Raw genomic sequence first — 25,462 nt, 5'->3', positions numbered from 1 at the left:
CATGAAAAGAATATGTTTGTTTTTAGGCTTTGCCTTGCTGTTTCCGGCATTTGCCCAAGCGGCAGAAAAGCCGCTGCTACGCGTCGGCGCACGGGTGTTCACCGAGCAGACCATTCTGTCTGAACTCACTGCGCAATACCTGCGTACAAAGGGTTATGACGTTCAAGTCACCGGCGGCCTGGGCAGCAGCCTGGCGCGTAGCGCGCAGGAAAGTGCTCAACTGGATCTGATCTGGGAGTACACCGGCGTATCGCTGGTGAATTACAACCACGTTGATGAAAAGCTCGACAGCGAACAAACCTACGCTCGGGTGAAAGAACTCGACGCGAAAAAAGGCTTGGTCTGGCTTTCCCCGTCGAAATTCAGCAACACCTATGCCTTGGCGCTGCCGCAGAAAATCGCTGACAAGTACCCACAGGTCAACACCATGACCGACCTGACCAAAGTTCTCAAAGACGAAGCGAAAGAGGGTCATCTCGTAGCGCTGGACACTGAGTTCGCCAACCGTTCCGACGGTCTGCTCGGCATGGTCAAGCATTACGACATGAATCTCGGTCGTGAGAACACTCGCCAGATGGACGCGGGGCTGGTTTACACCGCGCTACGGAACGGCCAGGTGTTTGCGGGCCTGGTGTACACCACTGACGGTCGCTTGAACGCCTTCAAGCTCAAGGTGCTGGAAGATGACAAACGTTACTTCCCGGACTACACCGCCGCGCCGGTGATCCGTCAGGATTACTTGGACAAGCACCCGGATATTGCCCCGTTGCTCAAGCCTTTGGCTGATCTGTTGGACACCCAGACCATGATCGACCTCAACGCCCGCATCGATGTTGGTCACGAGAGTCCATCCAAAGTTGCCGCAGATTTCCTGCGTCAGCACCCACTTAACTAAGGACGGAGACGACATGAGTTTTTTTAACGTTTTCTCCCAGATCGACTGGGCTCAGGTGCTGCATCTGACCACGCAGCACATCACCCTGGTCGGCATTGCTGTGACCCTGGCCATTCTGGTCGGCGTCCCGCTGGGCGTACTGATGACCCGCTTTCCGGCGCTGGCCGGCCCGCTGCAAGCCAGCGCCACCGTGCTGCTGACCGTGCCGTCCATTGCGTTGTTCGGCCTGTTGCTGCCGTTCTACTCCAAATTCGGTCAGGGCCTTGGTCCGATGCCGGCAATTACTGCAGTGTTTCTCTACTCGCTGTTGCCGATCATGCGTAACACCTACCTGGCGCTGACTGGCGTCGAACCCGGTATTCGCGAAGCAGCCAAAGGCATCGGTATGACCTTCGGCCAGCGTCTGCGCATGGTCGAGCTGCCTATTGCGGTGCCTGTGATCCTTGCTGGTGTGCGCACCGCGGTGGTGATGAACATCGGTGTCATGACCATTGCCGCGACCATCGGTGCCGGTGGTCTGGGTGTACTTATTCTTGCTTCCATCAGCCGCAGCGATATGTCGATGCTGATCGTCGGCGCGGTCCTGGTCAGTATTCTGGCCATCATCGCCGACCTGCTTCTGCAATTGCTGCAACGCACGCTGACTCCAAAAGGATTACTGAAATGATCGAACTCCAGAACCTCTCCAAGACTTTCCAGAGCAACGGCAAAGAAGTGAAGGCTGTCGATTCGGTCAGCCTCACAGTCAATGAAGGCGAGATATGTGTCTTCCTCGGCCCGTCGGGCTGCGGCAAGAGCACCACGCTGAAAATGATCAACCGTCTGATCATGCCGACTTCCGGCAAAGTACTGATCAACGGCGAAGACACCACAGGCCTGGACGAAGTGACCCTGCGTCGCAACATCGGCTACGTGATTCAGCAGATCGGTCTGTTCCCGAACATGACCATCGAAGAAAACATCGTGGTCGTGCCCAAGTTGCTCGGCTGGGACAAGCAGCGTTGCCATGACCGTGCTCGTGAACTGATGAGCATGATCAAGCTGGAGCCCAAGCAGTACCTGCATCGCTACCCGCGCGAATTGTCCGGTGGTCAGCAGCAGCGCATCGGTGTGATCCGTGCCCTGGCGGCCGATGCGCCGTTGCTGTTGATGGACGAGCCGTTCGGTGCGGTCGACCCGATCAACCGCGAGATGATCCAGAACGAGTTCTTCGAGATGCAGCGGGCGCTGAACAAGACTGTGATCATGGTCAGCCACGACATCGACGAAGCCATCAAGCTGGGCGACAAGATCGCGATCTTCCGTGGCGGCAAGCTGCTGCAGATCGACCACCCGGACACCTTGCTCGCGCATCCTGCTGACGACTTCGTCAGCAGTTTCGTTGGCCAGGACAGCACCCTCAAGCGTCTGCTGCTGGTCAAGGCTGAAGACGCCGCCGACAACGCACCTTCAGTCAGCCCGGAAACCCCGGTCGCCGATGCGCTGGAAGTGATGGACGAAAACGACCGTCGTTACATCGTCGTCACCGACAGCGAAAACAAGGCGATGGGCTATGTGCGTCGTCGTGACCTGCATCGTCAGCAAGGCAACTGTGCGCAGTTCCTGCGCGAGTTCAATGCCACTGCGGCATACGACGAGCACCTGCGCATTCTGCTGTCGCGCATGTATGAGTTCAACCGCGCCTGGCTGCCGGTGCTGGATGCCGAGAACGTGTTCCTGGGTGAAGTGACACAAGAGTCCATTGCGGCGTATCTGAGCTCGGGCCGTTCGCGTGGCATGAAGACCAGTATTGTCTCGCCAGCGGAAGCGGCGGCAGACGCGCAGGTTTGATGTGAAAATGCATAGCCCGGTGCTGCAAATGCCTGGGCTAAGCTGATCAGATAGCGTTTGCTTTTTCACACCTCACAATGTAAGTCAACTCTCAGATCTGTCAGTAGCGTTGCGAGGGTCGCGAGTCTAACGTGGCTTCACGCAGCACCGTTTACTTTCGTGGCTTTACGTGCTGTTTTATATTCAAGTGAGGGAGTGAGTGATGGCCACGCTTACGGATGAGCAATTGGCGCGAGCGCTCGAAGACTTCTACCGGTACGATACGAATGGCGATGAAAAAGTAACCGTCGCAGAGTTTCGTTTAACGATGGAAAAGTACCTGACTCCGGAAGATTTTGAAGCCTTGCTTGCCAAGATAAATTCGGATGGTAATGACGAAATAAGCTGGGAAGAGTTCCTGACGGATTATGAGAATGACCTGGGTTAGTGTGACAGCGTCATCAATGCAGAATGACGACGTTCGATAGGCCGTTTTACGTCTGGACGTTATACTTTAAGCCCTGCCCGAGTTGAGTCAGGGCTTTTTTTTGTCGATCTTTTTTGTGGGTGATGAGGTCAGAGGAGACGTGCGGTCTTTTCGAAGTCGGGCCGTTCGCGTGGCATGAAGACCAGTATTGTCTCGCCAGCGGAGCAAGTGGCTTCCTGATTTGTGGAGTTGCAGCATTACCGCAGTGCCGCCATTCTGCATGGCCGGCGGCACTGAGGGCTGTTTACAGTGCGCTCGGGTCGCAGTGAGTCAAGTCTGCGTCTTGCAACGCTGAGAGGTGTACTGCAGTAGCGGTATTGCTTTCATACAGGGTATACGTCATGCCGCTGTGCTCGCAAAAGACTTTGCAATTGTCATCGCTGTCGAACTTTGCATTACTGGTCCAGACTCCGTTCGACAGGCTTGAATAATACGGGCGCCCTTGAGTGACTTCGGAGGAATATCGGTCGTTGACATAAAGTTTATAGTTGTGTGTTTTGAAGACGTCCCCTTCGAAGTAGACAGACAGGCTATTTGCTGTTCGCACCACCTTGGCGATGGTTGTTTGAAGCAGCAAACGCCGTGCGATGCTCAGATAAGACTGGTAGTCCGCTCTATTGGTAATACTGATAAGCGGGTCGCCATTGACGGTCCTGTACAGGGTGTTGATGGTTTGTTGATCGGCCAATGGTGTTAGCGTCGTCATGGTGTAATCAGTGAAAAGTGCTCGTATCGGGAGCGCTATTCGGCTTTCCGCCAAGGTTGCCGAAAAAAGCACATAGGGTGTGCTGGAGTGATCCATGCTGACGGTAATGGAGTAGGTGTCGTTGGGGTCTACAGCTCCATACTTGACCCAGATGTTCTCGATCAGGTCCGATTGGCTTGGGTATCCCTTGTCAAGCGTGGCGTAGACCAACGAAGTGCCGCGGAGTGCATAGGTGTAGTTCTTGAAGTCTGCGGTGGCGAACGCGACGCTGATGAATCCCGAACTTATCTGCACGCTGGCGATCATTTTTTGTAGATAAATGCGCTGTGCCCGACGCAGTAAATGAGCATGGATTTCGTTGATTTGAAGTCTGTTGACTTCCGAGAAATACGTATTCAAAGCGAGCTGAGTAAGCCCCGGTCTAAGCTCGGCACAATGGTCATCGGTAAACAGGTTTCTTATGGTGGCCAAGAGCAAAGGGTAGGATCGGGTACTGGCCGCCTCATACTGCAATGAATTGGGCTCGTGGGTGACGACATTTACAGCCCATTTCTCACCCGGCATGATCTGAATGTGGACCTCTACATAGCAACGGTTGCCGTCAAGAATGACGCTGCAATTTGTACAGACTGCATGATTTACCGTTGCCATAACCAGTCCGTTTCTGGTCACGTTGTAGCGGAATTTCTCGAACCATTTCTCATTGATAGAGAAGCGGGTGGTCTGGTTGAAATCTGCCTTCAGGTCCGACAGGATATGGGGCAGCTCAGGAAAATACACCGGAACAGGCAGAGAAATCGGAAAGGTTATTGTCGCATCGGTCTCCCAGATTGGTTTTTCCAGCGAAGGCAAATCGGTAATTTGTCGCAGTGTTTCTGGCGTCGAGTAAATGCCCCACTTATCAAAAAATGTTGAGAGATCCCTGCCGCTAATCAGCGAGGTTTCCACGATAAAACGTTGAATCTTGTCGCCACTCTGCTGCGGCGGGGCTTGCATGAGCCGGTAGCGCTGGTGCAATTGAGGGTAGAACGGCGGACCAAATGTTTGGTGAAGTTGCCAAAACATGGCGGCTTTCTGAAAAAGATTGGGCAGCTCACTAAAAACGCGGTGTGAACTGTTCAGGTACTGTTTTATGGACGGGTACTGGTTGTCCAGGCGAGAGGCACGGCCGTCCATTCTTTCTTGCGTTGCAAGTGAATATATATTGACGGTCACCTCCGTCATCCCCGCCCATGTCATGGGGTCTATCTGCCGTTGATGACCACTTTCATGCCACGGGCCCCAGCGCTCCTCAGCGATATTGCCTGATAACAAGTACCTCAGGGCCACTGCGCCGCTGTAGCCCATATGTCCATCCGCGGCAAACATGTAGCCTGTGTCTGCTTCTACATGGAAATGCTTATTGGGGTCTATTGCCCACTCCGTCTCACCTTCGCCCAAGGCCCCCGAGATGTCATCCTGAGACCGAATGACTTCATCGTAGTAAGCCATCAGCTTTTCAGGGTCGGTGATGTAGAGCCGGGCACTTTCGTAGCGGACGATGATGATGGCTCGCTCGCTGGTAAGCATCACAACAGGCGCATTGTTGTATTGGGCCATCCTGGCCTGCCACATCGCGTTGGTTGTTTCTTTCAACGTGAAGGCTGGCACATAGCTGTAGTCGCCCTTTATGGTTATAGGGACAGACTTGCCCGCCTCTTGATAGATAAAACTCAGCAGGCCTGACTCAGGCACGTCTATGGCATTCAGACCGACCTTCAGATCAATAACGATGGGGGTATTGAATCGGGGGACGCCGATAACAGCGGAGATTTTCCCTGCTGATTGCTCATAGTGGCTGAGTTCCAAGCGCTCGCCTTTCGTGACATAGAAACTGGTTGGTTGGTAGTCACTGTGCGCCCTGGGGCGCATCTGCCGAACCTTGTTCAGGTAGGCAGAGGTTCTCCCTGTGACGGTAAAACTTGTTTGACGTGGTGTGGGGCTGACAGGCTCCGAGCCTGGAGTGTCACCGTGTCTATCGTCCATGATCATTTCCGGATGAGGTGGCTTGGGCTTTATATTGGGCGCGTGGGCAGTCGATCCGTCTACTGTCAGAGCTGACAGGTTTGGCTGCTCTTTGCCTCATCGTGTTCTGGGCCCAGGGGAACATCTGCCTGTCATGCTGGTCGGTTAAACAGGTCCTTGACGAGGCAACTCAAGCGCCTTGTGCAAGAACGCGACATTTTTTGTTGATCTCCGGCCCCTCAGGTCCTAAAGTTCGCGCCGAACGTCCATGCTGGAAACGATCCATCCGGCTCAAGTACTGACGACGAGACAGCAAGGCCAGGAAGGCAGCCCTTCAGGGCCTTTTTGCTTTCGGCGACGTGCCTTGGGAAGTAGGCGAACCAAAGTGGGGACACAGAGGGCGTTCATTTGCACCCATTTACCAATACCGTTTGCCATCAGGAGTTCCCGCAGCATGTCGATCAATGTCGAAGACTACTACTCAGCCGACACCTTCAAGAAAATGAAAGCGTTCGCTGACAAGCAAGAAACTCCGTTCGTGGTCATTGATACCGCCATCATCAGCAAGGCTTATGACGACCTGCGTGCGGGCTTCGAATTCGCCAAGGTTTACTACGCCGTCAAGGCCAACCCGGCCGTTGAAGTGATCAATCTGCTCAAGGACAAGGGGTCGAGCTTCGACATCGCGTCGATCTACGAGCTGGACAAGGTCATGAGCTGTGGCGTTGGCCCGGAGCGCATGAGCTACGGCAACACCATCAAGAAATCCAAGGACATTCGCTACTTCTACGAGAAGGGCGTGCGTCTGTTCGCAACCGACTCCGAAGCGGACCTGCGCAACATTGCCAAGGCTGCACCGGGCTCGAAAGTCTATGTGCGTATCCTGACCGAAGGTTCGACCACGGCTGACTGGCCCCTGTCGCGCAAATTCGGTTGCCAGACCGACATGGCGATGGACCTGCTGATCCTCGCTCGCGATCTGGGTCTGGTGCCCTACGGCATCTCGTTCCACGTCGGTTCGCAACAGCGCGACATCAGCGTTTGGGATGCGGCCATCGCCAAGGTCAAGGTCATCTTCGAGCGCCTGAAAGAAGAAGACGGCATCGTTCTCAAGCTGATCAACATGGGTGGCGGCTTCCCGGCCAACTACATCACCCGCACCAACAGCCTGGAAACCTACGCTGAAGAGATCATCCGCTTCCTGAAGGAAGACTTCGGTGATGACCTGCCGGAAATCATTCTGGAGCCAGGCCGTTCGCTGATCTCCAACGCCGGTATCCTGGTCAGCGAAGTGGTACTGGTCGCGCGTAAATCGCGTACGGCGGTCGAGCGTTGGGTATACACCGACGTGGGCAAGTTCTCCGGCCTTATCGAAACCATGGACGAAGCCATCAAGTTTCCGATCTGGACCGAGAAGAAAGGCGAGATGGAAGAAGTGGTCATCGCGGGGCCGACCTGCGACAGCGCCGACATTATGTATGAAAACTACAAGTACGGCCTGCCACTCAACCTGGCCATTGGTGACCGTATGTACTGGTTGTCGACCGGTGCTTACACCACCAGCTACAGCGCTGTGGAATTCAACGGTTTCCCACCATTGAAATCGTTTTACCTGTAAATTCCCGGCTTAAGAAAAAACCCATGAAAATGGGTTTTTTTTTGTTCGCAAAAAAATAATTATATAAGTCTTTGTGTGGCGGAAAGTACGGTAGGTGCCACAGTATTAATGATCGTATTCTCTGGTGTGTAATAAGTTCTAGCGCGGTGCGCTGCTTATTCCTACAGGGGTCGTCCATTACGTTCGCTGTTTAAAGTTGATACCCTCTGTTAATTTTCAGTGGCCTTGAAGCGGCAGTTCTTGATTGTCGCAAAACAGGGCTTCAATAATAAGGAAATTAATAATGGTTACGACGGTTGAACCGCAATTTACAGATGGCAATGAACACTCGCTGGAAGAGGTCAGTCGTGTCAGCAAGGAGTTGATGGACGTCCTTACTGGTCAGGGCGCGGAAGTTGCGCGTGCCCCCGGTTTGTTGATCACCAACGAAGATGTTCGACGCATCAGGCGTTATGTCAACACGGGGCTGGCACTGCCTACCGCACTGGAAGAAGTACGCCAGTTAGTAGGTGGCAGTGACAATGGCATTCCCGGCCTGGGCCCGGAAGCAATTGCCGAGTTGCACACCGGTATCCAGAACCATGCCAAAAGCTGGTCAGCGATTGAAACCAATATGCAAAAAGTCGGCAGCGATCTTTATGTCTTCTCGGGCAATCTGATTACTATCGCAACCGAGATTGTCGGGTTCATCAAAGGGCTGGATTCCTATCAGACCCTTCAAGTGGGCGACTTGACTCCGTCGCAGATCGATCAGATGCCTCCGGTCGCGCTGATGGACCATGACAGCAAGAAGATGCCCGGGTTGCTTGCCTTGATTGATGACCTCAAGGTCTACATCAAGGAGCATAGCGCCAGCACCACGCGTACCAGGGTCGGCGTGACTGAGTTCAAGCGTCACCTCAAGGATGATATCTCTCCTGCAGTGGCGTTGAAAATAAACCTGGTCAGCTCAGGAAGTGCAGGTAACGATATCGCCTGGCTCACCGGTGAAGCCGAGCAGCTCAACAAGCGCATCAATCAGAAGCTTGCGGAATATGAAGCGTACTGTGATTACAGGTGGATCGGTTTCTGGTGGGGGGTTCTTGGCGGGGCTGTGTCCTACTCTATCTATGGCCCCAAAGCATCCGCGGCGCTTTTTGAAAAAGACACGCTGATTGAAGAGAAGCGTCAGATAGAACTGTCGATAAACAAAAAAAACAGGTTGTTGAGCGATCTGCTGGCGTTCGAAACCAGTCTTCAAGATTTGAAAGCCAGAATTGATGGCGCTGCCAGTGGCGTCAGCAACATTGAAAGCCTGTGGGTACTGCTGGAAGAATTGGTCGAGTCCTCCTACGACCGCATAAAAAGTACCAGCAATGCCGTGTACCTCGTCAGTTTTGTGTCCCGTTTTCAAACATTGATGAGCAACTGGAAAGAGATTCAGGCCCAGGCCTTTGATCTGTTGACCGCTTTCAATAATGCACTGGACGAGCCCGTTGTCTAAGTGCGGATATAACTTATATTCAAGGAAATACTGTGATGAATGTTCACGTGCTTGATACGCCTTTTCAACTGCCCGCACCCAACATGGAAGTGCTTGTTGCCGGTCGTGAAAAACTGAAACAACAAGCGGACGCGCTGGGAGATATTTATTTACCTGTGATGATGGAAACCTTGCGCAGCCTGCTCATCGAAGTGGGCAATGTCGACAAGAACGTGCTGGATACGCTGACGCTTGTCCCGCATGGCTTCAACAGTGATGAGATGCTGCCTTATCTTGAGGCTGTCGAACAACTCAAGGGCCAGTCTGACGACACTAAACGTGACGCTGCGGTTGCAGAGTTCAATAAGATCATCAGCACGCTGCTGGACGAAAAAATCGTCTATCTGGCTAACCACGCCAAAGTTCTCGATAAGGCTCTGGCCAATCTGAATGCAGTGCAGGTTGACGCCGTCGATTATCTTGCGCCCGCTCTTGATCAGGAAATCATTGCGCTCGGCGCTCGACTGGCGGCTGAAAATACGCGCCTGGATGAAGTGTCAGAACAGGCCGCTGTGGTTAACGCGTTGATTACAGACCTCGAGAACCTCAATATTTTCGACAGATTGAAGCCTCTGGTTGCGTCGCTGGAGAAACTGGCCGACATCGATCCCAGAAGTCCACTGATTGGTTCAATCAAGGCGGGTATCGTCGGTGTGTCCAACATTTTGAACCTGTTGGATGCTGCCGTTGACTACGATCATCTGCTGGCCCTTAGAGACAGGCTGCAAGCACAGCTGACCGACCGACAGGAAACGATTGGCGATACTCGGGCAGCACTTGCAATCGAAGTAGGCAAGCGCGATCAGCTCTCTGGCCTGGTACTGGTTCATGGGTACAGGGGCGACTACGCTCGAGAGGTCGAAAAACTCCACGCGGCGCTGTCTCAGGTCCTGTCCAATTGCCTGCTGCCTGCCACCGACACGAGCGAAGAACGTGTCACACATTTCAGCCGCCAGGCGAACGCGTTGAACACTTACCTGGTGGATCTGCGAGGCGACTGGCGTAGCTGATAGCCCGGTATTGCAACGCCTGGCACCACCGGCTGGCTTTGCGGCTTATGGCAAAACGCACGTTACAGATGGACACACCATGGCCGTCAGTGCATTAATTGCGCCGCGCAATATGAGTGAGTAGCGAGTGTGTTGAAGAAAGTCCTGTTTCAGATGCACTGGTTCTTCGGGATCACGGCAGGCCTGGTTCTGACCCTGATGGGTATCACCGGCGCACTGTATTCGTTCGAGGACGAAATTCTCGATGCCTTCAACCCTGACGCTCTGCTTGTTGAAGCGCGCCACGCGACACTGCCGCCCCTCGAGCTTGTGCGCAAACTGGAGGCCGCAACCGGGCTAACCGTGGCCATCCTGCGTGTCGAAACCGTCGGGAATCGTGCCGCTCAGGTGTACTTCACACCTGAACCGGGCGAAAGACGAGGCCCCAAACGCAATTTCGATCCTTACACGGGCGAGCTGAAGGGCGATGCTGCGGGTGAAGGTTTTTTCGATTTCGTCCTTAAACTGCATCGTTATCTGGCCATGGGCGAGTTCGGCAAGCAGATTACGGCGGCCTGTACGCTGATTCTGGTGTTCTTCTGCCTGTCCGGGCTTTACCTTCGCTGGCCCCGTCAGGCACGCAACTGGCGTGTCTGGCTGACCCTCGACTGGGCCAAAAAAGGCCGCAGTTTCAACTGGGACCTGCACTCGGTTTTTGGCACATGGTGCCTGTTGTTCTACCTGCTGTTCGCCATTACTGGCTTGAGCTGGTCTTATGACTGGATGAGCAATGGTCTGAACAAGCTGCTGGGCGGCCCGTCGCTGGAGTCGCGCAAGATCTCCACGGTTATCACCGGCAAGAAAGAACCTTTGGCAGTGGACTATGCGGCCATCTGGGACAGTATTCAAAAAACTGCCGGGCCTGGCTTACGAGCTTATAACCTGCGCCTGCCTGCTGCGGGTGGTCAGCCTGCCACGGTATTTTACCTGCTGCAGAACTCGCCGCATTCGCGCGCCCTGAACAGCATCACGCTTGACCCGGCCAGCGGGCAGGTCAGTTCAGTGTCGCGCTATGCCAAGCTCAGCATCGGGGAGCAATTGCTGGCCAGCAACTATGCGCTGCACGTGGGGAGCTACTTCGGCCTCTTTGGTCGAATCGTCATGACTGCTGCGGCGTTGATGATGCCGCTGTTTTTTGTTACTGGCTGGTTGCTGTACCTGGATCGACGCCGCAAGCAGCGTGACATCAAAAGCGCACGTATGGCGTTGTCAGAAGACGTATCCGCTGACACGTCTGCCTGGCTGATCGGTTTTGCCAGTCAAAGCGGCTTTGCCGAACAACTGGCGTGGCAGACGGCGAGCCAGTTACAGGTCGCAGGGGTGCCTGCGCGCGTGCAGCGATTGGGCGACGTGACCGTGCAGGATCTGTGTCAAAGCCGTAACGCGCTGTTTATCGTCAGCACATTCGGAGACGGAGAAGCCCCGGACAGTGCCCGAGGGTTCGAGCGCAAGCTAATGGGCAGCCCGATCGCTCTGGACACGCTCAATTACGCAGTACTGGCGCTGGGCGACCGGCAGTATGCGCATTTCTGTGGTTTCGCCCATCGTTTGAATGACTGGCTGGCCGAACGTGGCGCACGCACCCTGTTCGCTCCGATCGAAGTCGACAGGGTCGATCCCGCCGCCTTGCAGCGATGGCAGCAGCAACTCGGGCAACTGACCGGTAGCGCACCGCAATCGGGAAGTTGGCAAGCACCGGTTTTCGAAAACTGGACCTTGACGCGTCGCGAACACCTGAACCCTGGCAGCAGCGGTTCGAAGGTGTATCTGCTGGACTTGATTGCTCCAGCATCAACCAGCTGGCAGGCGGGTGACCTGGCCGAGGTGATGCCTCGTAACGCAGCTTCTGCCATTGAGCCGTTTCTTGATGGGTTGGGCATTGATCCGTTTACTCAGGTGCAGGTCGGCGGGTTGCGCGAATCACTCGTACAGGCGCTGGCCACATGCCAGTTACCGCAGAACCGTGCGCATCTGGTGGGCCTGCATGCGCAAGCGCTGGTCGATGCGTTGGCGCCTCTGTCTGCGCGTGAATATTCAATCGCTTCCATTCCCGAAGATGGCTGTCTGCAACTCATTGTTCGTCAGGAGGTTCATCCCGACGGCACGCTGGGGCTGGGGTCTGGCTGGCTTACCGAGCATGCCGCTCTCGACAGCGCTATCAGTCTGCGCGTGCGGCGTAACAGCAGCTTTCACCTGCCGGTTGAACCGGTGCCGCTGATTTTGCTTGGCAACGGCACCGGGTTGGCCGGCTTGCGCAGCCTTTTAAGGGCCCGCATTACCCAAGGGCAGATGCGTAACTGGCTGTTATTTGGTGAACGTAATCGGGCATATGACTTCCATTGCGCTACAGAACTGCAGAGTTGGCTGGAGGCCGGTCGTCTGAGCCGTCTTGACCTGGCGTTCTCGCGTGATCAGGCCGAGAAGGTCTACGTGCAGGATCGCTTGCGCGAGACGGCTGATGAGTTGCGCACATGGCTTGATGACGGTGCAGCTATCTACATCTGCGGCAGCTTGCTGGGTATGGCGGCGGGGGTGGATCAGGTGTTGAAGGACGTGCTGGGAGAGCAGAGAGTCAGTGAGCTGATCGAGCAGGGACGTTATCGGCGGGATGTGTACTGACCGGGGTTCTTGCTAATGGAGCGGTTTATGAAGATCAGGCGCGGAGCGTCCAGAAAGGCGTGCCCACGCTGGAGCATGGGCACGATAGGCTTTTAGCTTTTAGCTACGCGGCTACGAACTGCTCGGCGTAATGGCAGGCCACCTGGCGGTTGTCCACCAGACGCAGCTCCGGCACTTCGGTGGAGCAACGCTCGGTCGCATAGGGGCAGCGCTTGTGGAAGGCGCAGCCGCTTGGCGGGTTGAGCGGGTTGGGCAGTTCGCCGACGATCTTGATCTTCGGTTTGAGCGGGTCCGGGTGAATGGTCGGGGTCGCAGACAGTAGCGCTTGTGTGTAAGGGTGCAGCGGACGGTTGTAGATCTCTTCCTTCGGGCCCATTTCCGCAGGGCGGCCCAGGTACATCACCAGAACTGTATCGGCGACATGACGCACCACCGACAGGTTGTGGGAGATGAACACGTAAGCAGTGTTGAACTCCTTTTGCAGATCCATGAACAGGTTCAGCACCTGCGCCTGAATCGACACGTCCAGCGCTGAAGTCGGTTCATCCGCCACCAGCACTTTGGGCTGCAGCATCATCGCCCGGGCCAGCGCGATACGCTGACGCTGACCACCGGAAAACATGTGCGGATAGCGCTGGTAGTGCTCAGGGCGCAAACCGACCTGAGCCATCATGGCCTGCACTTTTTCGCGGCGTTCTGCGGCTGACAGTTTGGTGTTGATCAGCAGCGGTTCGCCTAATTGATCACCGACTTTCTGACGCGGATTCAGCGAGGCATAAGGGCTCTGAAAGACCATCTGTACATCTTTGCGCAGTTGCTTACGTTCAGACTTGCTTGCTCCAGTGACTTCCTGACCGGCGATTTTCAGTGAACCGGAGGAAGGCTCTTCGATCAGGGTCAGGGCGCGGGCCAGTGTCGACTTGCCGCAGCCGGACTCGCCGACCACCGCCAGGGTCTTGCCGGCTTCCAGCTCGAAGGACACACCATTGAGCGCACGCACCAGCGCTGTGCCTTTGAACAGGCCGCGGGAGACTTCGTAGTGACGGGTAAGGTCGCGGGCGGTAAGTACGACGCTCATTACGCCACCTCCTGGTTCAAGGGATAGAAGCAGCGTGCCAGGCTATGTGCCTTAGGCGCCAGGTCCGGACGCTGGGTCCGGCAGTTGTCGCGCACGTAAGGGCAGCGCGGCGACAGCAGGCAACCCTGCGGGCGGTCATAGCGGCCTGGGACCATGCCCGGCAAGGTGGCAAGGCGTTCGGCGCCCATGCTGTGCTCGGGAATGGCGGCGAGCAGCGCCTCGCTGTACGGGTGGGCAGGTACGTCGAACAGCCCCGGCACCTGACCGACTTCGACAGCCTGACCGGCGTACATCACGCAGACACGCTGCGCTGTTTCGGCAACGACGGCCAGGTCGTGGGTGATCAGCACCAGCGCCATGTCCTGTTCTTTCTGCAGGCTCAGCAGCAGGTCCATGATCTGCGCCTGAATGGTCACATCCAGTGCGGTGGTCGGTTCGTCGGCAATCAACAGTTTTGGCTCGCCGGCAATGGCCATGGCAATCGCCACACGCTGGCTCATGCCGCCCGACAGCTGATGCGGGTAGGCATTCAGACGCGCAGCAGCGCCAGGTATTTCAACCTTTTCCAGCAGTTCCAGCGCACGTTGACGTGCAGCCTTGCCCGACATGTTCAGGTGCTGGCGCAATACTTCCTCGATCTGGAAGCCGACGGTGTAGCTCGGGTTCAAGGCCGTCATCGGGTCCTGAAAAACCATCGACAGGTCTTTTCCGATGATGCGACGACGCTGCCGCGAGCTGAGCTTGAGCAGGTCATTGCCGTCGAAGTTGAGCGCATCGGCGGTGATGATGCCGGGCGAATCGATCAGCCCCATCAGCGCCATCATGGTGACGGATTTACCGGAACCCGATTCACCCACGATGGCCAGTACTTCACCCCGGTCTACGCTCAGGGACAGGCCGTCCACAACGGGTACGGCCGTGGTGTCGCCGAAGCGGACATTGAGATTCTTGATTTCAAGAAGTGACATGCGAATCTCCTCAGGCGGCGTTTTTGAGTTTCGGGTCCAGCGCATCGCGCAGACCGTCGCCCATCAGGTTGATTGCCAGCACGCTGAGCAAAATGGTCAGACCAGGCAGGCTTACGACCCACCAGGCACGTTCGATGTAGTCGCGGGCCGAGGCGAGCATGGTGCCCCACTCAGGCGTTGGCGGTTGTACGCCAAGGCCCAGGAAGCCCAGTGCCGCTGCGTCGAGAATCGCCGACGAGAAGCTCAGCGTTGCCTGAACGATCAGCGGCGCCATGCAGTTCGGCAGCACGGTGATGAACATAAGGCGCGGCAGGGTGGCACCGGCCAGACGTGCAGCGGTCACGTAGTCGCGGTTCAGTTCGCCCATCACCGCAGCACGGGTCAGGCGCACGTAGGACGGCAGCGACACGATGGCGATGGCGATGACGGTATTGATCAGGCCAGGGCCGAGAATTGCCACGATGGCGACCGCCAGCAGCAGCGATGGCAGGGCCAGCATGATGTCCATCAGGCGCATGACCGACGGGCCCAACACGCGCGGGAAGAAGCCCGCCAGCAGGCCCAGCAGGATGCCAGGGATCAGCGACATGACCACCGAGGCCAAGCCGATCAGCAGAGACAGGCGCGAACCCTGGATCAGGCGCGACAGCAGGTCACGGCCCAGTTCGTCGGTGCCGAGGATGAATTGCCATTGGCCGCCTTCTAGCCAGACCGGAGGGGTCAGCAGAAAGTCGCGGTACTGCTCGCTCGGGTCATGGGGGGCAACCCATGGGGCGAACAGGGCGCAGAACACGATCAGGATCATGAACATCAGGCCGGCAACTGCGCCTTTGTTCTTGGAGAACGCTTGCCAGAATTCTTTGTACGGGGACGGGTAAAGCAGGCTTTGATCGACTGCTACCGCAGGAGTAGGGGTGCTCATATCGATAATCTCAGCGCTGGTGACGAATGCGTGGGTTGGCAAAGCCGTAGAGGATGTCCACCACGAAGTTGACCAGGATCACCAGACAGGCGATCAGCAGAATGCCGTTTTGCACGACCGGGTAGTCCCGTGCGCCAATGGCTTCGATCAGCCATTTGCCGATGCCGGGCCAGGAGAAGATCGTTTCTGTCAGAACCGCACCGGCCAGCAAGGTACCGATCTGCAGACCGAATACGGTCAGTACCGGGATCAGCGCGTTACGCAAGCCGTGAACGAACACCACGCGGGCAGGCGACAGGCCTTTGGCGCGAGCCGTGCGCACGTAGTCTTCACGCAGTACTTCAAGCATCGACGAGCGAGTCATCCGGGCGATCACCGCCAGCGGGATGGTACCCAGCACGATGGCTGGAAGGATCAGGTGATGCAGGGCATCCAGAAACGCGCCTTGCTCGTCACTGAGCAGCGTGTCGATCAGCATGAAGCCGGTGACCGGCGGAATGTCGTACAGCAAGTCGATCCGCCCGGACACCGGGGTCCAGCCCAGGGTCACCGAGAAGAACATGATGAGGATCAGGCCCCACCAGAAGATCGGCATGGAATAGCCGGCCAGGGATATACCCATGACCCCATGGTCGAACAGGGACCCTCGCTTGAGTGCGGCGATCACGCCCGCCAGCAGGCCAAGGATACCCGCGAAAATCAGGGCTGCCAGCGACAACTCCAGGGTGGCCGGGAACAGCGAGGTGAACTCGCTCCAGACACTGGTGCGCGTGCGCAACGACTCACCGAGATCGCCTTGGGCGAGCTTGCCGATGTAATCGATGTACTGGGCATACAGCGGTTTGTTCAGGCCAAGACGTTCCATGGCCTGAGCGTGCATTTCCGGATCGACCCGGCGCTCACCCATCATGACTTCAACCGGGTCGCCCGGGATCAGACGAATCAGTGCGAACGTCAACAAGGTGATGCCGAAGAAAGTGGGTATCAGCAACCCCACTCGGCGGGCGATAAAACTAAACATCTTGGTGTGTACCTCATCAGCCGGTTAGGCGTGCTCCGGCGAGTCTCGGGTGACGAGCTCGCCGGATTATTTTTCTACTTCACCTGGGTAGTGGCGAAGTTATTGGTGGTGAGCGGGCTGATTACATAGCCCTCTACGTTGTTGCGCATGGCGGTGAACATTCTGGTGTGAGCCATGCTGATCCAAGGCTGGTCCTTGTTGAAGATTGCCTGGGCCTGTTCATAGAGCGTGGCGCGCTCCTGGGGGTTCACTGTTTCGCGAGCCTGATCGATCAGTTTCTGGAAATCGGCGTTGCACCAGCGCGCATAGTTCTCGCCGTTTTTCGCCGCTTCACAACTGAGCATCGGGGTCAGGAAGTTATCAGGGTCGCCATTGTCGCCTGCCCAGCCGGCAGACACCATGTCATGTTCGCCATTTTTGGCACGTTTGAGCATTTCACCCCATTCCATGACGCGAATGTCGATCTTTATGCCGATCTTGGCCAGATCGGACTGCATCATTTGTGCCCCGAGCATCGGGTTGGGGTTGGTCGGGCCACCACCATTGCGGGTGAACAGGGTGAACGTGGTGCCTTCCGGCACACCGGCTTCCTTGAGTAAGGCCCGTGCCTTGTCGAGATCAATCGGCGGATTCTTCAGGCTGTTGTTGTAACCCAGCAGGGTCGGCGGATACGGGTTGACCGCAACCAGCGCATTGCCCTTGCCGAACAGTGCATTGACATAGGCTGCCTTGTCGAAGGCCATGTCGATCGCTTTGCGCACTCGCACGTCGCTCAGGTACTTGTGCGTCGTATTGATCGCAATATAGGAAGTCGTCATGGCCTCCAGTTCTTCGACCTTCAGATTAGGGTCTTTCTTGATGCTCGGAATGTCGTCCGGCTTGGGGTACAGCGCGATCTGGCATTCGTTGGCCTTGAGCTTCTGCAGGCGCACGTTGTTGTCGGTGGCGATGGCCAGAATCAGTGCTTCGGCAGGTGGCTTGCCACGGAAGTAATCCGGGTTGGCCTTGAAACGCACCTGGGCATCTTTTGCGTAACGCTGGAAGATGAACGGGCCGGTGCCGATCGGCTTGCTGTTCAGGTCACCGGTCTTGTTGGCTTTCAGCAACTGGTCGGCGTACTCGGCCGGGTAGATCGAAGCGAAAGCCATGGCGATGTCAGCCAGAAATGGCGCTTCTCGGCGTGTCAGGGTGAACTTGACGGTGTAGTCGTCGGTTTTTTCGACGCTTTTCAGCAGCTCTTTGAAGCCCATGCTTTCAAAGTAGGGGAAACCCACGCTCGACTTGTCATGCCACGGATGTTTCGGGTCCAGCTGGCGCTGAAAACTCCAAAGTACATCGTCGGCGTTCATGTCGCGGGTCGGTTTGAAATAATCGGTGGTGTGAAACTTGACGCCTTTGCGCAGGTGGAAGGTGTAGGTCAGACCGTCTTCGCTGATCTCCCAGGATTCAGCCAGTGCGGGGATGACTTCAGTCGAACCGGGCTTGAAATCTGCCAGACGGTTGAACACGGTTTCAGCCACGGCATCGGCCGTGACGGCAGTGGTGTACTGCACCATGTCAAAGCCTTCAGGGCTGGCTTCGGTGCAGACCACCAGGGGTTTAGCCGAAACACTGACGGCGACGCTGAGCAGGGCCAGGGCGATCGAGTTGCGTAGCGATAACAGTTTCATTTGTGAACCCTCCATAGAGTTGACGCCGATGGTGATGCCCTGACGCAAGGCTGTTGCATTGCGTCAGGGCGTTTTTCAGCGAATCAGAGAATGTTGAACGGGACAGTGGTCACCAGACGGAATTCGTTGATGTTGCCATCAGCCTGATTCTCGCTGGCGCGGTGGGTGGTGTAGGTCGCGCGGATAGCAGTAGCCTTGAGCGGACCGGACTGCACGGAGTAAGACGAACCGATGCCGTACTCGTAGTGGGTTTCGCCGTCCATTGCCAGCACGTCGGTGTAGCCGGTGCCTTTGTAATGAGTACCGTCGATGTCCCAGCCGCGAGCCTGGTAGATGTTGAACTTCAGGCCTGGCACGCCGTATTCGGCCATGTTCAGCACATAAGCGATCTGCAGGGATTTCTCATTCGGGCCGTTGAAGTCCGAGAGCAGGGAGTTGGCGAGGAAGATCGCGTTGGTGTCGTGGGCGTAGTCGAAGTACTCGTTACCGTTCACTTCCTGATACGCAACGCTCACGCTGTGGGCGTTGTGTGTACCGGTGAAGGACAGGCTGTAGGTGTCGTTGTCGATCGCGCCCAGCTTGCTCTGGCCAGCATCCTTGGTCTTGTAGTAGTTCAGGTTGGTGCTGAGGGCCAAGGCCTTGCTGTCACCCAGTTCGTGGGTGAAACCGAAGTAGTACTGATGCCAGAAGTCTTCCAGGTTTGAGGCGTAGAAGCTGGCGGTCAGGCTGTCGGTAGGCTTGTAGTCGCCGCCGAACATGTCCAGACGATCAGCAGTCTTGCTGCGATCACCGTATTCGGAGCGGAACTTGTCCAGGCTTTGCTCCATACGTGGCGACACGCGGTCGAAGCTGCCGGCCTGCAGGGACAGGTTGTTGAATTCGTCGCTCTGTACGGCAAAACCCTGGAAGCTGGACGGCAGGGCACGGTTGCCGATGAAGGCGATAACCGGCGTGTTCACCGACTGGCGGCCCATGGTCAGAACTGTATTGGAGACACGGGCCTTGACGTTGCCCAGACCCATTTTGCTCCACTGGCCAACTGCATCGCCGTCACTGTGGGCCAGGGTACGGTTGGAATTGCCTGCGAAGTCATCAGTGTCGCGGTCCAGTGCGATGGCGTTGTACAGGGCCAGTTCTGTGGAGAAACCAACAACACCCTGGGTGTAACCCGAGGTGTAGTTGACGATGGTGCCCTGCTGCCAGTTGATACGGCGCGAGGTCTGCTCAGCGACGCCGTTGTCGTTGTAGCGGAACACCTCGTCGCGACGCTTGAGTTCATTGGCATACCAGTTACGGGTCGTGCCGGTCAGGTGTTGATCTTCGAAAAAGCCGTTGGCGTCGGCCTGGGCATTCTTGGAACTCAGCTGGGTCGGCACGAATGTCTGGCTGGCTGGCTCTGCCTGAACCAACGCGCCGAACGAGGACAGAGACAAGGCCAATAATGCGGTGCTTGTGGTTTTCACTATGTACTGCTCCCTTTATCACTTTTATAAATGCCAGTTCTTTAAGGTCTGGCTTTTGGTGGTGCAGGGTTGGTGGCCCTGCGTTGTTATCAATGCGCAAGTGCTGGCGCCGGCCACCCTTCAAGGCAGCGCAGGCAAGCTTGATTTCCGATCAGTCGGCGATGCTTACGCCGGAAAAGTTGTTGCGGCCAAATGGGCTGACGTGGAAGTCCCTGACCTCGGCGCGCAACGGCTGATTGACCGTCGAGTGGGCAATCGGGGTGATTGGCACCTGTTCCTTGAGGTAACGCTGTGCCTGTTTGTACAGGTCGGTGCGTTGCTCGCGGTCAGTGACGGCGACGGCGGCCTTGACCAGCTGGTCGTATTTCTCATCGCACCACATCGAGTAGTTGTTACCGCCAATTGCCGCGCAGCTGTACAGGGTGCCGAGCCAGTTGTCCGGGTCACCGTTGTCGCCGGTCCAGCCGATCAGCGAGATATCGTGCTCGCCATTCTTGGTGCGCTTGAGGTATTCGCCCCATTCGTAACTGACGATCTTGACCTTGATGCCCACCTTGCTCCAGTCGGCCTGAAGCATCTCGGCCATCAACTTCGCATTGGGGTTGTAAGGGCGCTGTACCGGCATGGCCCAAAGGGTCAGTTCGGTGCCTTCCTTGACCCCGGCTGCACGCAAAAGCTCTTTGGCTTTTTCCGGGTTGTAGGGTGCGTCCTTGATGCTGTCGTCGTAGGACCACTGGGTTGGCGGCATGGCGTTGACTGCCAGTTGCCCGGCGCCCTGGTAAACCGCGTTGATGATGGCTTTCTTGTTGACGGCCATGTCCAGCGCCTGACGCACTTCCAGCTTGCCTAATGGCTCATGACGCACGTTGTAGGAGATGTAACCGAGGTTGAAGCCCGGTTTCTCGATGATCTGTAGGCTTTTGTCTTCCTTGAGCTTGGCGAGGTCTGCAGGGCGCGGGTTGACCGAAACCTGGCACTCGTTGGCCTTGAGCTTTTGCATGCGCGCCGAAGCGTCGGTGACTATGGCGAAGATCAACTGGTCGATCTTCACCCGGCTCGGGTCCCAGAACTCCTTGTTGCCCTTGTAGCGAATTTGCGAGTCTTTCTGATAACGCTGGAACACGAATGGGCCAGTGCCGATCGGCTGCTGGTTAATGTCGCGAACGTCCCCCTTGGCCATCAGTTGTTCGGCGTACTCGGCAGACAGGATGCTGGCGAAGTTCATCGCGATGTTCTGAATGAACGCAGCGTCGACCGTATTGAGGGTGAATACCACCGTCAGCGGGCCGGTCTTCTCGATGGACTTGATCTTCTTGTTCAGGCCCATACCGGTGAAGTAAGGGAACTCGGTCGGGTAGGCTTTACGAAATGGATGTTCGGGGTTAAGCATGCGATTGAACGTGAAGACTACATCGTCGGCATTGAAATCACGGCTGGGTTTGAAGTTCTTGTTACTGTGGAACTTCACGCCTTCGCGCAGATGAAACGTGTAGACCAGCCCATCTTCTGAAACATCCCACGAGGTCGCCAAAGCCGGCACCACCGTGGTATCGCCCTGCTTGAATTCGGTCAGGCGGTTATAGATCGGCTCTGAAGCGTCGTTATCGGTTGATGAGGTGTATTGCGCCCCGTCAAAGCCTGCAGGACTTGCTTCCGAACAGAACACCAGATTATTTGCATGGGCCAGCGGAGCCAGGGCAAACAGCCCCAGGCACGACGTCATCGCAAGAGTTTTACGCATGATAATCCCTATCCCTCAAAGGACGAGCCGCGGCTCGAATGTCTAACAGGCCCACAGGCGATAACCGAAAGAGCACGCCCCATGCTTCACGATTTGCCAGAGCCCCCACGCGACAGCTTCCTGCCTGTTGTCGCGACCTTTGGACGGTAAGTCGGTAAAGGCACGCGGTAAATAGGCTCGAATGCTGTAAAGCTCGTAGGAAAAATCGCGATGACAGTGAAAGAGTGTCGGTGACGACACTCTTTCACTGGTCGCATAGGCTCATGTTCAGGTGTAGCAGCTGTGCTGCGCCGCGTGAGCAGCGCAGCAGACCGGCGCCATTACTTGCCGGTCACGCTCACACCGTAGAAGGAGTTCAAGCCAAACGGGCTGATCTTGAAGTCCTGTACGCTGGTGCGCATGGGTTGATAGACCGTCGAGTGCGCGATAGGCGTCATCGGCACTGCGTCTTTCAAGAGGTGTTGCGCCTGTTTGTAAAGTTCGGTGCGCTTGGCCTGATCAGGCGTTTGTTTCGCCTGATGGATCAGCGTGTCGAACGGCTTGTCGCACCATTTGGCAAAGTTGTTGCCATTGAGTGCGTCGCAGCCGAACAGGGTGCCCAGCCAGTTGTCCGGGTCACCATTGTCGCCGCTCCAGCCAATCAGCATCGCGCCGTTTTCACCATTCTTGGCGCGCTTGATGTATTCGCCCCATTCATAGCTGACGATCTTGGCGTTGATACCGATCTTCTTCCAGTCAGACTGAAGCATTTCGGCCATCAGTTTGGCGTTGGGGTTGTAAGGACGCTGAACCGGCATTGCCCAAAGGGTAATTTCGGTGCCTTCCTTTATGCCTGCTTCCTTGAGCAGCGCGCGAGCTTTCTCGGGGTCGTACTTGGCATCTTTGATGGTGGTGTCATAAGACCACTGTGTCGGTGGCATGGCATTGACTGCCAATTGACCTGCGCCCTGATACACCGAGTCAATGATCTGCTGTTTGTTGACCGCCATGTCCAGTGCCTGACGCACTTTCAACTGGGCCAGCGGGTTCGGATGGTCTTCACCCTTGATCTGGTCCATCACGTTGTAGGCGATGTAACCCAGGTTGAAGCCAGCCTGATCAGGCATCTTCAGGTTCTTGTCGGCCTTGAGTGGTTCGAGGTCGGCAGGGCGTGGGTAAGCGGTGATCTGGCATTCGTTTTTCTTGAGCTTCTGCATGCGCACCGAGGCGTCGGTGGTGATGGCGAAGATCAGGTTGTCGACCTTGACGTCCTCAGGCTTCCAGTAGTCCTTGTTACCGGTGTAACGGATGTTGGAGTCTTTCTGGTAGCTCTTGAACACGAACGGGCCAGTGCCGATCGGCTGCTGGTTGATCAGCTCGGGCTTGCCTTCCTTGAGCAGCTTGGCGGCATATTCTGCGGACTGGATCGACGCAAAGCTCATGGCCATGTTCTGGATGAACGCAGCGTCGACCTTGCCAAGAACGAATTTGACGGTGTGATCGTCGACCTTCTCGATCTTGGTGATGTTTGTGTCCATCGCCATGTCGGTGAAGTAAGGGAATTCGGTCGGATACGCTTTGCGGTAAGGCATGTCCTTGTCGATCATGCGATTGAACGTGAACAACACGTCATCGGCATTGAATTCACGCGTCGGCTTGAAGTACGGCGTGGTGTGGAACTTGACGCCTTCGCGCAGGTGGAAGGTGTACGTCAGGCCGTCTTCAGAGATGTCCCATTTTGTGGCCAGGCCTGGCACAACGGCGGTGCCGCCACGTTCAAACTGGCTCAAGCGGTTGAAAATGGTCTCTGCCGAGGCGTCGAAGTCAGTGCCTGTGGTGTATTGACCCGGATCGAATCCGGCAGGACTGCCCTCGGAGCAGAACACCAGGTTCGAGGCTGCGTGGGCGAAAGGTGCGCTGGCTAGCAAGCTGGCGCCGAGCAGAAACGGAATGACCGCGTTTTTGAGCATGGTTGCCTCAGTTGTTGTCATTTTTTGATTAGAGGGAACGACCTCATGAGCCGATCCATCCGATACTTATGCAGGGGCCATACCCAAAGCAAGACAATGACGTCAAAGAAGCTACAAAGAGTGGCACGATCGTACAGGAATGTCGCGAAAGTGTAATTTTTTGGAGAGTTGAACGTTTGCGCGGGGTATTTCGCAGGGGTTCACGCACCGTTAAGGCGCAACCGGGTGTGAAAAATGCACCCGGTTAGGGCCATATTGTTACTTCGCTGTAGTCAGGCCGACACCATAGAAGGGGGTGAGGCCGAACGGACTGATTTTGAAGTCCTGCACTTCCTTGCGCATTGGCTGAAACACTTTAGAGTTGGCGATGGGCGTGATCGGCACTTGTTGCTTGAGGATGTGCTGAGCCTGCTGGTAGAGCTTGATGCGTTCGTCCCGGTTGGTCGTGATCTTGGCCTGTTGCACCAGTTTGTCGTAAGCCGGGTCGCACCATTTGGCGTAGTTGCTGCCTTTGACAGCTGCGCAGCTATAGAGCACACCCAGCCAGTTGTCAGGGTCGCCATTGTCGCCGGTCCAGCCGTAGATCATCGCGTCGTGCTCGCCTGCCTTGGCGCGCTTGATGTACTCGCCCCATTCATAGCTGACGATGTTGGCCTTGATGCCTATCTTTTCCCAGTCCGACTGAATCATCTGCGCCGACATGCGCGCATTGGGGTTGGAAGCGCGCTGGACCGTCATGGCCCACAGGTCGATTTTGGTCCCCGGCGCGACGCCAGCTTCCTTGAGCAGTTGTCTGGCCTTGGTCAGGTCGTGTGGCGCATCCTTGATCGTCGGGTCGAAGCTCCACTGGTCTGGCGGCAGGGCATTCTCGGCCAGTTGACCTGCGCTCTGGTAGACCGCCTTGATAATGGCCGGCTTGTCGATGGCCATGTCCAGCGCCTGACGGACCTTGAGCTGGTCAAGTGGCTTGTGGGTAACGTTGTAGGCCAGGAAACCCAGGTTGAAGCCAGGCTGGCTGAGGACCTTGAGGTCAGGGTCCTTTTTCATTTCTTCAATGTCCTGAGGACGCGGATAGCCGCTGACCTGGCACTCGCCGGCCTTGAGCTTCTGCATGCGCACCGCGGCATCGCTGCTGATCGAGAAGATCAGGTTGTCGATCTTCACGTCCTCGGGCTTCCAGTACTCGGTGTTGCCCACGTAACGGATCTGCGAGTCTTTCTGGTAGCGCTTGAATACGAACGGCCCGGTGCCGATGGGTTTCTGGTTGAGTTCTTCGGCCTTGCCTTCCTTGAGCAACTGATCAGCGTATTCGGCGGACTGAATAGAGGCAAAGCTCATGGCCAGATTCTGCACGAACGCTGCATCGATAGTGTTCAGGGTGAAACGGACGGTTTGCGGGTCGATTTTTTCGACGCTCTTGATTGTCGTGTTCAGGCCCATGTCAGTGAAGTAGGGCGACTCCGACGGGTAGGCTTTGCGAAAAGGATGATTGGCGTCGAGCAGGCGGTTGAACGTGAACAAAACGTCGTCGGCGTTGAACGTGCGGGTTGGCTTGAAATAGTCCGTGGTGTGGAATTTCACGCCTTCGCGCAGATGAAACGTGTAGGTCAGCCCGTCGGGTGATACGTCCCAGCTGGACGCCAGCCCGGGCTCTACTTCGGTCCCGCCACGCTTGAACTGGGTCAGGCGATTGAAGACGGTTTCGGCCGACGCATCGAAGTCGGTGCCGCTGGTGTACTGGCTGGGGTCAAAGCCTGCCGGGCTGGCTTCAGAGCAGTACACCAGGGTGCTGGCTGCGTGGGCCAGTGGGGCGCAGGCCAGCAGCGTGGTGCTCAGGAGCAGCGGTTTGAAAAGTGTGTGTCCCATGGATCCCTCGCGTGGTACGGCAGTCACCGTGCTTTAAGTCGACAATAAGATAGACACGGATAGTGCCGTACTTGG

18 protein-coding genes are annotated in these 25,462 nt (G+C 56.4%); 8 read left to right on the top strand and 10 right to left on the bottom strand.

Features of this window, described 5'->3' with window-relative positions; translation table 11 throughout:
* Nucleotide 1: 1 nt before the first annotated feature.
* The 4 genes from ALO43_RS13450 (at nt 2) to ALO43_RS13435 (ending at nt 3,152) form a co-directional block, all read left to right on the top strand.
* Entirely contained in the window at nt 2–895 is an 894-nt protein-coding gene (locus tag ALO43_RS13450; RefSeq protein ID WP_002555211.1) for a glycine betaine ABC transporter substrate-binding protein, read from the top strand.
* Between the two features lie 13 nt (nt 896–908).
* Nucleotides 909–1,562, top strand: a complete 654-nt coding sequence (locus tag ALO43_RS13445; RefSeq protein ID WP_005894270.1) for an ABC transporter permease — start codon at nt 909–911, stop codon at nt 1,560–1,562.
* Nucleotides 1,559–2,725 carry an osmoprotectant ABC transporter ATP-binding protein OsmV gene (locus tag ALO43_RS13440; RefSeq protein ID WP_005894269.1) on the top strand — a complete coding sequence of 389 codons (1,167 nt, stop codon included), beginning with the start codon at nt 1,559–1,561 and terminating at the stop codon, nt 2,723–2,725. Before ALO43_RS13445 ends, ALO43_RS13440 begins: the two co-directional genes overlap by 4 nt.
* A gap of 202 nt (nt 2,726–2,927) precedes the next feature.
* The gene (locus tag ALO43_RS13435) at nt 2,928–3,152 is read left to right on the top strand and encodes an EF-hand domain-containing protein (protein WP_005894268.1); all 225 of its coding nucleotides are present in this window, start codon (nt 2,928–2,930) and stop codon (nt 3,150–3,152) included.
* Between the two features lie 283 nt (nt 3,153–3,435).
* Here ALO43_RS13435 and ALO43_RS13430 read toward each other — a convergent pair whose 3' ends face one another.
* Complete coding sequence (locus ALO43_RS13430) at nt 3,436–5,922, bottom strand: M60 family metallopeptidase (RefSeq protein ID WP_054997654.1); 2,487 nt, start codon at nt 5,920–5,922, stop codon at nt 3,436–3,438.
* Between the two features lie 433 nt (nt 5,923–6,355).
* On the opposite strand from ALO43_RS13430, the gene ALO43_RS13425 reads away from it, so the two are divergent.
* The 4 genes from ALO43_RS13425 (at nt 6,356) to ALO43_RS13410 (ending at nt 12,709) form a co-directional block, all read left to right on the top strand.
* Nucleotides 6,356–7,519 (top strand): type III PLP-dependent enzyme, encoded by a 1,164-nt coding sequence (locus ALO43_RS13425; protein ID WP_003379704.1) that lies wholly within the window; start codon nt 6,356–6,358, stop codon nt 7,517–7,519.
* 283 nt (nt 7,520–7,802) lie between these two features.
* Entirely contained in the window at nt 7,803–9,002 is a 1,200-nt protein-coding gene (locus tag ALO43_RS13420; RefSeq protein ID WP_054997653.1) for an alpha-xenorhabdolysin family binary toxin subunit A, read from the top strand.
* A gap of 35 nt (nt 9,003–9,037) precedes the next feature.
* Nucleotides 9,038–10,051, top strand: coding sequence for an alpha-xenorhabdolysin family binary toxin subunit B (locus ALO43_RS13415; protein WP_024670504.1), 1,014 nt, complete (start codon nt 9,038–9,040; stop codon nt 10,049–10,051).
* Nucleotides 10,052–10,183: 132 nt separating this feature from the next.
* On the top strand, nt 10,184–12,709 hold the full coding sequence (locus tag ALO43_RS13410; protein ID WP_054997675.1) for a sulfite reductase flavoprotein subunit alpha: 2,526 nt from the start codon (nt 10,184–10,186) through the stop codon (nt 12,707–12,709).
* 103 nt (nt 12,710–12,812) lie between these two features.
* Here ALO43_RS13410 and ALO43_RS13405 read toward each other — a convergent pair whose 3' ends face one another.
* The 9 genes from ALO43_RS13405 to ALO43_RS13365 all read right to left on the bottom strand — a co-directional run bounded on the left by ALO43_RS13405 (nt 12,813) and on the right by ALO43_RS13365 (nt 25,387).
* On the bottom strand, nt 12,813–13,787 hold the full coding sequence (locus ALO43_RS13405) for a peptide ABC transporter ATP-binding protein (RefSeq protein WP_024690161.1): 975 nt from the start codon (nt 13,785–13,787) through the stop codon (nt 12,813–12,815).
* Nucleotides 13,787–14,755 (bottom strand): ABC transporter ATP-binding protein, encoded by a 969-nt coding sequence (locus ALO43_RS13400; RefSeq protein WP_005905942.1) that lies wholly within the window; start codon nt 14,753–14,755, stop codon nt 13,787–13,789. The genes ALO43_RS13405 and ALO43_RS13400 overlap by 1 nt, the downstream gene beginning before the upstream one ends.
* A gap of 10 nt (nt 14,756–14,765) precedes the next feature.
* Complete coding sequence (locus ALO43_RS13395) at nt 14,766–15,677, bottom strand: ABC transporter permease subunit (RefSeq protein WP_005887019.1); 912 nt, start codon at nt 15,675–15,677, stop codon at nt 14,766–14,768.
* 10 nt (nt 15,678–15,687) lie between these two features.
* Entirely contained in the window at nt 15,688–16,698 is a 1,011-nt protein-coding gene (locus ALO43_RS13390) for an ABC transporter permease subunit (RefSeq protein ID WP_005887021.1), read from the bottom strand.
* A 74-nt stretch (nt 16,699–16,772) separates the two neighbouring features.
* The gene (locus ALO43_RS13385) at nt 16,773–18,368 is read right to left on the bottom strand and encodes an ABC transporter substrate-binding protein (RefSeq protein WP_005887024.1); all 1,596 of its coding nucleotides are present in this window, start codon (nt 18,366–18,368) and stop codon (nt 16,773–16,775) included.
* Between the two features lie 83 nt (nt 18,369–18,451).
* Nucleotides 18,452–19,831 (bottom strand): OprD family porin, encoded by a 1,380-nt coding sequence (locus ALO43_RS13380; protein ID WP_005887025.1) that lies wholly within the window; start codon nt 19,829–19,831, stop codon nt 18,452–18,454.
* A 151-nt stretch (nt 19,832–19,982) separates the two neighbouring features.
* Nucleotides 19,983–21,572, bottom strand: a complete 1,590-nt coding sequence (locus tag ALO43_RS13375; protein ID WP_024690158.1) for an ABC transporter substrate-binding protein — start codon at nt 21,570–21,572, stop codon at nt 19,983–19,985.
* 320 nt (nt 21,573–21,892) lie between these two features.
* A complete protein-coding gene (locus ALO43_RS13370) occupies nt 21,893–23,521 on the bottom strand; it encodes an ABC transporter substrate-binding protein (RefSeq protein ID WP_005887028.1) in 1,629 nt (542 codons plus the stop codon).
* Between the two features lie 258 nt (nt 23,522–23,779).
* Nucleotides 23,780–25,387: an ABC transporter substrate-binding protein gene (locus ALO43_RS13365; RefSeq protein WP_054997652.1), complete on the bottom strand. Its 1,608-nt coding sequence runs from the start codon at nt 25,385–25,387 to the stop codon at nt 23,780–23,782.
* Nucleotides 25,388–25,462 lie beyond the last annotated feature (75 nt).

Origin of the sequence: Pseudomonas tremae (assembly GCF_001401155.1) — a bacterium.
In the GTDB taxonomy this organism is placed as follows: Bacteria; Pseudomonadota; Gammaproteobacteria; order Pseudomonadales; family Pseudomonadaceae; genus Aquipseudomonas; species Aquipseudomonas tremae.
This window is presented reverse-complemented; position numbering and strand designations above follow the sequence as displayed.